A 10,922-nucleotide genomic window follows, 5' to 3' on the forward strand; every position below is an offset into this window, starting at 1 on the left:
CTGCTGATGTTCGATGAGCCCCTGTCGAACCTCGACGCAAAACTGCGTGTCGACATGCGCGTCGAAATCCGCCAGTTGCAGCGCGCCAATGGCACGACCTCGGTCTATGTCACCCACGACCAGGAAGAAGCTTTCTCGATCTCGGATCGCGTCGCCATCATGCATGCGGGGCGGATCATGCAGCTCGATACGCCGGAAAACCTCTACCAGCGCCCGGCCAATGCCTTCGTTGCCCGCTTCGTCGGTTTCGAAAACCTCGTGCCCATGCAGGTCGTAGCCCGCGATGGCGCCCAGATCACGGCCGAAGCCGCCGGTGGTGTGAAGCTGACGCTGAGCCTCGAGCATTTTGGTGCGATCCCGGACAATTTTGTGCTCGCCTGCCGGGCCGATGGCCTTGCGGTCACGGACAATATGGCAGCTGAAGGCATTCCGACGACGCTGGGCCTCCGCACCTATCTTGGCCGCGCCTATCAGTACCAGAGCGAAACCGCTGCGGGCATGCTGGTGGCCAATGGTCCGCTGTCGCGGCCGCTGGAACCCGGTTCGAATGCAAAGCTGGTGCCGGTGCCGGATCAATGCACCATCCTGGCGGTTGAATGAGCGTTCTCTTCACCAATGCCCTCGTCGTCACCATGGACGACGCCCTGACGGTTCACGAGAACGGCTGGGTGCATGTGGAGGGCACGGCAATCACTGCGCTCGGCTCCGGCACACCGCCTGATGTGCCGGGTGCAGAGACAGTAGACTGCGGCGGCGACATCGTCATGCCGGGTATGGTCAATGCCCACTGCCACATGGGCATGTCGGTGTTTCGCGGCTTAGGCGAAGATGTCGACGATCGGCTCTATCGCTATATCCTGCCGCTCGAACGCAAGTTCGTTTCGGCGGAGATGGTGCGCGTCGGTTCGGCCCTTTCGGCGCTCGAAATGATCCAGGGCGGCGTCACCACTGTCGCTGACATGTATTACTTCGAGACCGAAGTTGGCGATGTCTGCGACAAAGCGGGGCTGCGTGCCATTGTCGGCCAGACGCTTGCCGATTTCGATCCGCCCGATCACAAGAGTTTTGACGAAGGTTTTGCGCGGGTCGAAGAGCTGGTGGATCGGTTCTCTGATCATCAGCTAGTAACACCGTCCATTGCCCCGCACGCCCCCTATTCTACCGGTCGCGAGACCATGGCGCGGATCGCCCAGTGGTCGGCGGACTACCCCGACGTGCCGGTGCAAATGCACCTCGCCGAGAGCACGCTTGAGGTTAAGTGGGCGCTCGACACGCATGGCAAATCGACCGTGGCGGTCACCGCCGAAGCGGGTCTGCTAAAACCCAATCTCATCTGCGCGCACTGCCTGCAGCTCGATGATGCCGATATCCGCATGATGTCCGAGCATCAGGTCTGCGTCGTCACTAATCCGCGCTCCAATGGCAAGGCCGGTCGCGGCATCTCGCCGGTCGAAAAGCTGCGCAATGCGGGCCTGCCGGCCGGCATCGGCAGCGACGGCGCCATGAGCGGCAATACGCTCGATCTTTTCAGCCAGTTTGCGCCGGTCTCGATGTTTGCAAAGCTGCTTGCAGGCTCGCGAAAGCCGCTGCCGGCCGTGGACGTCATTCGCATGGCCACCATCGAAGGCGCGCGCGCTCTGAGCCTCAATCTCAAGACAGGCCCGCTGGAAGTTGGCAAGCAGGCGGACCTGATCCGTGTCAGCCTCGCTGCCCCCCGCTTCCACCCGATCTACGACCCCTATTCCGCGCTCGTCTTCGCCGCCATGCCGTCCGATGTGACCGACACAATGGTCGCCGGCCGCTGGCTGATGCACGAGCGCAAGGTGCAAACGCTGGATGTCGGCAAGACCGTCGCCGATGCCAACCAGATCGCCCGCCAGTTCAAGGCGGAAATGGATCGGATCGACCGCGAGGGCTAATGCCCCACGGACCCAAAGGACTGCAGACCATGAAGAAGCGCGTCATCATCGATACCGATCCGGGCCTCGACGATGCCATTGCCATCCTGTTCGCGCTGGGTTGCGGCAAGTTCGATGTGCTGGGGCTCACGACCGTTGCCGGCAATATCGGGCTGGACCGCACGACCGGCAACGCCGGCGGCTTGCTCGCCGTGATGGGACGCAGTGATATTCCGGTCATCCGCGGCGCGGACATTCCGCTGACGCGCGAACTGCAGGACCTTATCGCAATCGTACATGGCACGGACGGGCTGAAGGGTGTCCCCCTGCCCGAACCTCTCGCGACGCCGCTCGATAATGCCCCCGACTGGATCGCACGCACGCTTGCCGCGGCGGAGCCGGGCAGCATCGACATTCTGGCGCTGGGGCCGCTGACCAACGTGGCGCATGTACTGACGGAGCACCCCGAGCTGATGGACCGGATTGGCGAGATCATCGTCATGGGCGGCACCATCAACGAGCCCGGTAATTCCGGCCCCAACTCCGAATTCAATTTCGCCACAGACCCGGAGGCGGCGTCTGTCGTCATCGGCAGCCCGGCCAAGGTGACGATCATTCCGCTCGATGTGACGCGGAAAGTGCGGGCGCAGATCGACTATGTCGAGGCCCTGCCCGACACGCAGCACGGACGACTCGCACGCGAACTGCTGACGGTCTATCTCCAGGATGGACGGCAGAGCCGGCCGCTGCACGATCCCTGCGTCATGCTGGCTTCGCTGGAACCAAGCATTTTCACCGTCGAAAGTCTCAAGCTCGACGTCGATCTCGGCGACGATCCGGATGCAGGGCGTCTGCTGATCGATCGGCGGGGCAAGCCCGTCGATGTGGCGCTCGGCGTCGATGCCGAGCGCGCCCTGGCGCTGTTGCGCACCGGCTTTGTCTGATCAGACGGACAGTTCCTGCTCGACCAGGGTCGCCCAGAAACGGGCGCCGGTGAGAATGGCTTCGTCGTTGAAGTCGTAGCGCGAATTGTGGTGCAACGCGCCGTCGATGGCGGGACCATTACCCAGCCACACATAGGCGCCTGGCACTTCGGCGCCGAAATAGGCAAAGTCATCGCCGGCCGTGGAGGGCGGGAAGTCGGTTACGACGGGGCGGCCCGTTGCCGTCTGGGCAGCCTTCAGAGCACGTGCGGTCGCATCGGCATCATTCACCACAGGCGGGATGCGGCGCATGAACTCGTAGTCGACATCGATGCCGAAAGTGGCGGCGACGCCGCGGGCGATGTTGCCGATCTCGAGTTCAAGCTGGTCGCGCACGTCTGCGCGGTAGGCTCGGGCCGTGCCGCCGATGCGGACAATGTCGGGGATGACGTTGAGCGCCTTGAAGTCGCCGGCTTCGAGCGCACAGGCGCTGACGACGGCGGGCTGGAGCGGATCGACGACACGCGCAACGATGGTGTGGACAGCGGCGAGGAAGTGGCCCGCTGCAGTCACGGCATCGCGGCCCAAGTGCGGCTTGGCGCCATGGGTGCCGACGCCCTTGAAGGTAACGGTCCAGCTATCCGACGACGCCAGCTGCGAACCGGCAACGACGGCCATTTCGTCGGTCGCGAGGCCAGGCATGTTGTGGAGACCGTAGACGGCATCCACCGGAAAGAGACGGAAAAAACCTTCGTCCACCATGGCCTTGGCGCCGCCCCTACCCTCTTCGGCGGGCTGGAAAATGAAGTGGACAGTGCCCGAGAAATTTCTGGTCCGCGCCAGGTGGCGGGCAGCGGCGAGCAACATCACCGTGTGCCCATCGTGGCCACAGGCGTGCATAGTGTTGGGCGTTTGGGACTTGTAGGGGCGTTCGGCCAGTTCGGGCATGGCCAGCGCATCCATATCGGCACGGAGAGCGATGCGGCGGGTGCCATCGCCAATTTTGAGGATGCCAACGAGGCCCGTCTTGCCGAGGCCACGATGGACTTCGATGCCAACTTCTTCGAGCTTTTCGGCGACGATGGCGCTGGTGCGGACTTCCCCAAAACCCAGTTCGGGATGGGCGTGGAAATCGCGGCGCAGCGCCGTCATAGCTTCTAGTTCGAAAGGATCGTTGCTGCGCGATTGCATTGGCCTGCTCGTCTTGTCATAGGATCGATGGAGCACCTTTGCTTGCACCGCATCATTGAATCAAGGACTTGGCGTGAGTTTCGAGCCGCATGAATTCTGGCAGGCCTTTGCCGCGCCGGAGACGCATGAGCAAGACCCGGCGGATGGGCATCTAGGCTTTTACCCCGCACTGCTCGCCGATGGACGGCAATTGCCGCTGCCGCTGCGCGTGCTGCCCGGAGACGGCAAATCGGCCGTCGCTTCGCTGATCCTCAATCAGGCCAGCTTTGCCGTGGAGGATGGTCTCGCTGCGGCTTTGGCAAGCCTCTTGCGGGAGCGGGACACGGACATCGTCATTGGCGTGCCGACACTCGGCTTGCCGCTTGCCTCCAACGTGGCGCGGCGGCTGGGACACACGCGCATGGTGCCGCTCGGAACCTCGCGAAAATTCTGGTATCGCGACGATCTTTCCGAGCCGATGAAATCGATCACCAGCCCGACCGCAGCCAAGACGCTCTATATAGACCCACGCATGCTGCCGCTGCTGCGGGGCAAGCGGGTGGCGGTTATCGACGATGTCATCAGCTCCGGCCAATCCATGGGCGCGGTGCTGCGGCTGTTGACCAAGGCGGAGATCGAGCCGGTAGTGATTGGCTGCGCGATGCTGCAGGGCAAGAACTGGCAGGAGCCGCTGGCGCCATGGCGCGACCGGATCGTGGCGCCCCTCATCTCCCCCCGGTTCTTTCTCAACGAGCACGAGCGCTGGTCGCGCGTCGTCTAGCGTGACACTTCGGTGAACAACGCCGCGCCCCGCTTGCCAAGAGCGGGGTTCTTGCTCACAGAATGAGCATACGGGATGCCTGGGTCAGATTTTCGACACGAGGGACAAAATGACGGACAAATTTACGCTTGGACGACGCGGTTTCGTAGGAGCGCTTGCCGCCGGTATGGCTTTGGCCATGGGCGGGGCCAGCATGGCCCAGGACTTCATCAAGGTCGCAGCGGTGTGGACCGTTCCGGTCGAGCAGCAGTGGGCGAGCCGCCTGCACAACGCGCTTATGACCGCCGACGAACAGGGCAAAATCGACTACGTCTATTCGGAAAACATCTCCAACACCGACTATGAGCGCGTGATGCGCGAATATGCCGAGCAGGGTGTGCAGCTCATTATCGGCGAAGCCTTCGGCGTCGAGCAGCCGGCACGCGCCGTTGCCTCCGAATATCCAGAAATCGCCTTCCTCATGGGCTCGTCGCTGCCGCCGGTGGAGCCGAACTTTGCCACCTTCGACAACTTCATCCACGAGCCGAGCTATCTCTCGGGTATCGTTGCCGGCCTCAAGACCAAGACCAACAAGATCGGCATGGTCGGCGGCTACGCCATCCCCGAAGTGAACCGCCTGATGAACGCCTTCAAGGCGGGCGCGCTGTCGGTCAATCCCGATGTGAAGTTCTCGGTGAGCTTCATCAACTCCTGGTACGATCCACCGAAGGCCAAGGAAACCGCCTTCGCCATGATCGACGCCGGCGCCGATATTCTTTATGCCGAGCGTTTTGGCGTGTCCGACGCTGCCAAGGAACGCGGCATTCTAGCCATCGGCAATGTCATCGACACCTCGGCCGACTATCCGGGCACAATCCTCGCCAGCGCGCTCTGGCACGGCGAGCCGATGATCGAAAAGGCGATTGCCGACGTCAAGGCCGGCAGCTTCACCGCTTCGGACTACGGCATCTACGCCTTCATGGAATATGGCGGCTCGAGCCTCGTCGTTGACGAAGCGCTGGCCGGCCCCGAGGCAGTTGCTGCTGCCAAGGCCAAGCAGGACGAAATCCTCGCCAAGACCTTTAAGGTCGAAATCGACGATAGCGAGCCGACGTCCTCGCAATGATTTTTAGGGGGCTGCTAGGTTTGTGGCTCCCTCATCCTCGCCCAGCCTCCCCCATCAAGGGGGAGGTGTCGTATCCAGTTCGTGGCTAGATTTGTTGTGATCCGCCGGACCAGCACCGCCCTCCGAGGGGAGGTTTGAGGGAACGGCAAACACGAAGTCCGAACTCCTTCCGGAGCACCACCCATGACCGATGCCCCAGTGCTCCTCTCACTTCAAAACATCACCAAGCGTTTTGGCCCCCTCATCGCCAACAATGCCATTTCGCTCGATCTGCATCGGGGCGAAATTCTGGCGCTGCTGGGCGAGAATGGCGCTGGCAAGACAACGCTGATGAACATCCTCTTCGGGCACTATGTGCAGGACGAAGGCGACGTCTGCGTGCTCGGCGACGACGGTGCGTTGGCCACTCTACCCCCAGGTTCGCCCGGCGCGGCGCTGAAGGCCGGCATCGGCATGGTGCATCAGCATTTTGCGCTCGCCGAGAACCTGACGGGGCTAGCCAATATTCGCCTCGGCACCGAGCCACTCCTGTCTTTTGGCCGCGAAAGCGCCGCCCGCGCCAAAGTAAGAAAGATCATTACCGAGAGCGGGCTCGACGTCGATCTTGATCGGCGCGTGGCCGATCTGACCGTGGGCGAAAAGCAGCGCATCGAGATTTTGAAGGCGCTCTATCGCGACGCCAAGGTGCTCATTCTCGACGAACCCACCGCGGTGCTAACGCCGCAGGAGGCCGAGGGGCTTTTTGTGGTTTTGCGTCGGCTGGCCGAAAACGGCCTTGGCGTCATCTTCATCTCGCACAAGCTGGGCGAAGTGCTGTCGGTTTCCCATCGCATCCTGGTGCTGCGCGCGGGGACCAAGGCGGGCGAACTGGTGACGGCCCAGGCCGATCGCCGGGCAATTGCCGACCTGATGGTGGGCAAGACCGTCGCCGAAGTGGTACGAGTCCCTGCCGCGCCCGGAAAAATCCTGCTCGAATTCGACAATGTGTCGCTCCAGTCTGGCGGACGACAGGCGCTGAGCCGGGTCAACCTACAGCTGCGCGCCGGTGAAGTCGTCGGTCTGGCTGGGGTTTCAGGCAATGGACAATCGGGGATCGCGGCGCTGATCTCGGGCCTTGCGGTGCCGAACAGTGGCGCGATGCGGCTTTATGGGCAGGATGTGACGCGGGCCAGCCCGCGGGACCTCGTCAACGCCGGGGTCGCACGGATGCCCGAAGACCGGCAGCACGATGGCGTGGTCGGCACGATGAGCGTGGCCGACAATATCGCCATCGAAGACGTGCGCAGCCCGGCCTTTTCGAAGATGGGGCTACTGGACCGCAAGGCCATGCGGGAGCGGGCGACGGCGGCTATCGCCGGCTACGATGTGCGTTGCCCTGGCCCCGATGCCGAGGCGCGGCTGCTCTCGGGCGGCAATGTGCAAAAGCTCATTCTCGCGCGCGTGCTGGAGCGCGACCCGCGTGTCATCCTCGCCAACCAGCCGACGCGCGGGCTCGATGTCGGCGCGCAGGCGGAAGTGCATCGGCGTATCCTCGCGGCGCGCGATCGCGGCGCGGCCGTGCTGGTGATTTCGGAAGATCTCGATGAACTCTTTGCACTCGCGGACCGGTTCCTCGTGGCGCATGCCGGCGAGGTCAGCGATGCCGGACCAAGCGATGGTCTCGACCGCGGCACGATCGGCCTGATGATGGCCGGTCAGGCCCGCCCGCCTGTAGGAATTGCGTCATGAGCCTGCGACTGGAACCACGGGACAACGCTTCCGTCGGCCTCAAACTCGGCGTTTCCCTCGCGGCCGGCTTGATCGCCCTGCTGCTGGTGGCCATACCGGTGCTCTTCGCCGGCGGCTCGCCGCTCAATGCCTACGGGTTGATGCTGCAAGGCGCGTTCGGCTCGATGTTTGCGCTGAGCGAGACGCTCAATCGCGCTACACCGTTGATCCTGACCGGGCTTGCTTGCGCCGTCGCCTTCCGCGCGAAGCTCTGGAATATCGGGGCCGAGGGACAGCTCTATATCGGTGCGCTCGCTGCGGTTTGCGTCGGCAGCGGCCTGCTGCAATTGCCGCCGGCCCTGATGATCCCCACAGTGATGATCGCCGGCTTCCTCGCGGGTGGCCTGATGATGGTCATTCCCACGATCATCAAGCAGCGTTTCGGGGCGGACGAGGTCGTCATCACCCTGCTGCTCAATTTCGTCGTGATCCTCTTCATCCAGATGCTCATTGAAGGCGTGTTGAAAGACCCGATGGCGCTAGGTTGGCCGCAATCGGTGCCGCTGATCGCCGAAGCAAAGCTGCCCAAGCTGCTGCCACGCCTGCGCATGCATTGGGGGCTAATCGTCGGCCTCGTGGCTGCGCTGATCCTGTGGCTCATGGTGCGCAAGACCGTGCTCGGCTTTGAAATACGCGCCGTCGGCGAGAACAAGGCTGCTGCCCGGTTTGCCGGTATTCCGGTGGACGCGACCATGCTCAAGGTGGCACTGATCTCTGGCGGTCTGGCGGGCCTCGCCGGGGTCGGCGAAGTGGCGGGGGTGAAGGGCTACCTTTCCTCGGACCTGTCGCCGGGCTTTGGCTATTCCGGCATCGTCGTCGCCATGCTGGCGGGCCTTTCGCCCATCGGCACGGTGATCGCCGCGGTGTTCGTGGCCGCCGTGTTTGTCGGCGCGGATTCGATGAGCCGGGCGACGGGCATTTCGAGCTATATCGCCGATCTCGTCGTGGCACTGTCGCTGCTCTGCGTATTGGTCGGCAGCTTCTTCCTCCGGTTCCGAGTCAAATTCGAACGTCGGCAAGTGGAGGCCTGATCATGGACGTGATCTTCGACATTCTGGGCTCCGCCAACTTCTGGGCTGCCGCCATTCGCATTGCCACGCCGCTGATTTTTGGGGTGCTGGGTGCGCTGATCTGCGAACGCGCCGGTGTGCTCAACCTCGGCATTGAGGGAATTTTCGTTGCCGGCGCCATGGCCGGCTGGCTGGCGGTCTATCTTGGCGCCGGGCTTTGGGGTGGGGTGCTGGTCTCGGCGCTGGCGGGAGCGCTCTTTGGGCTGCTGCATGCCTTTCTCACGGTTATTCTTGGTTTGTCGCAGCACGTGTCGGGCATTGGGATAACCTTGCTGGCGACCAGCGTGAGCTATTTCACCTATCGCACCGCCCTGCCCGATGTGACCTCGCCACCGCGTATCGCCGCGTTCCAGCCGCTGAACATTCCGGGGCTTTCTGACCTGCCCTTCTTCGGCCCTGCCCTTTTCCAGCAGACACCGCTGACCTTTTTGGCGTTGGTCTTCGTCGCGCTCGTGGCGCTGGTGCTCTATCGCACGCCGCTTGGCCTCGCCATTCGTGCAGTGGGCGACAATCCGGCTTCGGTGGAGGCGCAGGGGCTTTCGGTGGTTGGGCTGCGCATTGGCGCCGTAGTCGTGGGTTCCGCGCTGATGGCGCTGGGCGGGGCCTTCCTCACCATGTCGGCCTTTGACGCCTTCTTCTTCGGCATGGTCAATGGTCGCGGCTGGATCTGCATTGCGCTGGTGGTTTTCGCTTCGTGGCAGCCAGGCAAGGCGCTGCTGGGCGCGCTGCTGTTTGGTGCGTTTGACGCCTTCCAGATTCGCCTGCAGGCCCAGATCGGTCAGGTCGTGCCCGGCCAGGTCTTCCTCATGCTGCCATATCTGCTATCCATCGTGGCGCTGATCCTGGTGGCGCGGCGCGCGGACTATCCACGGGCGCTGTTGCAACCTTGGACCAAGGGGCAGCGGCACTAGTTTCCGGGCGGGCCTTGACCTATCAATCGTCGTCACTACTAGGCTCGTCCCGGTAGTCCATGCGGAGGCAAGGAGGATTGCCGGGACGAGCCCGGCAATGACGACGGACGGAGACGCTGGTATTTCCCCCGCGCCCGCCGACTACCTTTCGAGACGAGAGACCAAAAAATGTTCGAGCTGAAAATCACCAATGCCACCCTGCCCGATGGTCGCAAGAACATCGATATCGGCGTCAAGGACGGCAAGATCGCTGCCATTGATACCAATCTTGGCGGTGAGGCGGGTGAGGTGATCGATGCCGATGGGCAGCTGGTGGCCCCGCCCTTTGTCGATTGCCACTTTCACATGGACGCGACGCTGTCGCTCGGCCAGCCGCGCTTCAATGAGAGCGGGCGCCTCCTTGAAGGCATCCAGATCTGGGGCGAGTTGAAACCGCTGCTCACCCATGAAGCTGTGATCGAGCGGGCGCTGAACTATTGTGACCTCGCCGTCGCCCAGGGCCTTCTCGCCATCCGCACCCATGTCGATATCTGCGACGATCGCCTGCTCGGCGTCGAAGCGCTGCTCGAGGTGAAGAAGCGCGTTGCACCCTATATCGACCTGCAGCTCGTCGCCTTCCCGCAGGATGGCTACTATCGCTATCCCGGCGCCATTGATCTGCTCAACCGCGCCCTTGATATGGGCGTCGATGTCGTCGGCGGCATTCCGCATTTCGAGCGCACCATGTCCGATGGCGCGGCCAGCGTGAAAGCGCTCTGCGAAATCGCCGAAAAGCGCGGCCTGCTCGTCGATCTACACTGCGACGAAACCGACGACCCGCTGAGCCGCCACATTGAGACGCTGACATACGAAACCCAGCGCCTCGGCCTCAATGGCCGCGTCAATGGCTCGCACCTGACGTCCATGCACTCCATGGACAATTACTACGTCTCAAAGCTGCTGCCGCTGATGGCCGAGGCCGACGTTTCGGCCACCGCCAATCCCAATATCAATATCGGCATCCAGGGCCGCCACGACACCTACCCCAAGCGCCGCGGGATGACGCGTATCCCGGAAATGCTGACCTATGGCATCACCTGCGCCTTCGGCCAGGACTGCATGATGGACCCCTGGTATTCGCTGGGTCAGGCCGACATGCTGGAGGTGGCGTCGATGGGCCTCCATGTCGCGCAGATGACCAGCCGTGAGGCAATGCGCCAGTGCTTTGATGCCGTCACCACGGGCCCCGCCAAGATCATGCACCTCGAGGGCTATGGCGTCGAGGTCGGCAAGAAGGCAGACATGGTACTGCTGCAGG

The 10,922-nt window shown here is 63.0% G+C and carries 10 protein-coding genes; 9 read left to right on the plus strand and 1 reads right to left on the minus strand.

Translation table 11 applies throughout. From position 1 onward, the window contains the following. The 3 genes from J0I64_RS20340 to J0I64_RS20350 all read left to right on the plus strand — a co-directional run. Window positions 1-600, plus strand: a 600-nt coding sequence (locus J0I64_RS20340) for an ABC transporter ATP-binding protein (RefSeq protein ID WP_291411697.1), incomplete at its 5' end; no start/stop codon positions are given. Next, window positions 597-1,919, plus strand: a complete 1,323-nt coding sequence (locus tag J0I64_RS20345; RefSeq protein ID WP_291411699.1) for an amidohydrolase — start codon at window positions 597-599, stop codon at window positions 1,917-1,919. The genes J0I64_RS20340 and J0I64_RS20345, both read left to right, overlap by 4 nt. Before the next feature lie 29 nt (window positions 1,920-1,948). Beyond that, a complete protein-coding gene (locus J0I64_RS20350) occupies window positions 1,949-2,842 on the plus strand; it encodes a nucleoside hydrolase (RefSeq protein WP_291411702.1) in 894 nt (297 codons plus the stop codon). Here J0I64_RS20350 and J0I64_RS20355 read toward each other — a convergent pair whose 3' ends face one another. Beyond that, window positions 2,843-4,012, minus strand: a complete 1,170-nt coding sequence (locus J0I64_RS20355; RefSeq protein WP_291411704.1) for a M20 aminoacylase family protein — start codon at window positions 4,010-4,012, stop codon at window positions 2,843-2,845. Window positions 4,013-4,085: 73 nt separating this feature from the next. Here J0I64_RS20355 and J0I64_RS20360 point away from each other — a divergent pair, with 73 nt between their 5' ends. The 6 genes from J0I64_RS20360 to J0I64_RS20385 all read left to right on the plus strand — a co-directional run. Further along, the gene (locus J0I64_RS20360) at window positions 4,086-4,772 is read left to right on the plus strand and encodes a phosphoribosyltransferase (RefSeq protein ID WP_291411706.1); all 687 of its coding nucleotides are present in this window, start codon (window positions 4,086-4,088) and stop codon (window positions 4,770-4,772) included. Window positions 4,773-4,881: 109 nt separating this feature from the next. Further along, window positions 4,882-5,877 (plus strand): BMP family protein, encoded by a 996-nt coding sequence (locus J0I64_RS20365; RefSeq protein ID WP_291411708.1) that lies wholly within the window; start codon window positions 4,882-4,884, stop codon window positions 5,875-5,877. A 183-nt stretch (window positions 5,878-6,060) separates the two neighbouring features. Further along, on the plus strand, window positions 6,061-7,605 hold the full coding sequence (locus tag J0I64_RS20370) for an ABC transporter ATP-binding protein (RefSeq protein ID WP_291411710.1): 1,545 nt from the start codon (window positions 6,061-6,063) through the stop codon (window positions 7,603-7,605). After that, window positions 7,602-8,675 carry an ABC transporter permease gene (locus tag J0I64_RS20375; protein WP_291411712.1) on the plus strand — a complete coding sequence of 358 codons (1,074 nt, stop codon included), beginning with the start codon at window positions 7,602-7,604 and terminating at the stop codon, window positions 8,673-8,675. Before J0I64_RS20370 ends, J0I64_RS20375 begins: the two co-directional genes overlap by 4 nt. A 2-nt stretch (window positions 8,676-8,677) precedes the next feature. After that, window positions 8,678-9,625 (plus strand): ABC transporter permease, encoded by a 948-nt coding sequence (locus tag J0I64_RS20380; RefSeq protein WP_291411714.1) that lies wholly within the window; start codon window positions 8,678-8,680, stop codon window positions 9,623-9,625. A 168-nt stretch (window positions 9,626-9,793) separates the two neighbouring features. Beyond that, the coding region (locus tag J0I64_RS20385; RefSeq protein ID WP_291411716.1) for an amidohydrolase family protein at window positions 9,794-10,922 on the plus strand (1,129 nt) is incomplete at its 3' end.

Origin of the sequence: Devosia sp. (assembly GCF_017307565.1) — a bacterium.
In the GTDB taxonomy this organism is placed as follows: Bacteria; Pseudomonadota; Alphaproteobacteria; order Rhizobiales; family Devosiaceae; genus Devosia.

What these genes read in the sequence shown, in the direction of transcription:
- J0I64_RS20380 (WP_291411714.1), top strand. Translation starts at nt 8,678, where the DNA reads ATGGACGTGATCTTCGACATTCTGGGCTCCGCCAACTTCTGGGCTGCC.
- J0I64_RS20365 (WP_291411708.1), top strand. Translation starts at nt 4,882, where the DNA reads ATGACGGACAAATTTACGCTTGGACGACGCGGTTTCGTAGGAGCGCTT.
- J0I64_RS20345 (WP_291411699.1), top strand. Translation starts at nt 597, where the DNA reads ATGAGCGTTCTCTTCACCAATGCCCTCGTCGTCACCATGGACGACGCC.
- J0I64_RS20355 (WP_291411704.1), bottom strand. Translation starts at nt 4,012, where the DNA reads ATGCAATCGCGCAGCAACGATCCTTTCGAACTAGAAGCTATGACGGCG.
- J0I64_RS20375 (WP_291411712.1), top strand. Translation starts at nt 7,602, where the DNA reads ATGAGCCTGCGACTGGAACCACGGGACAACGCTTCCGTCGGCCTCAAA.
- J0I64_RS20370 (WP_291411710.1), top strand. Translation starts at nt 6,061, where the DNA reads ATGACCGATGCCCCAGTGCTCCTCTCACTTCAAAACATCACCAAGCGT.
- J0I64_RS20350 (WP_291411702.1), top strand. Translation starts at nt 1,949, where the DNA reads ATGAAGAAGCGCGTCATCATCGATACCGATCCGGGCCTCGACGATGCC.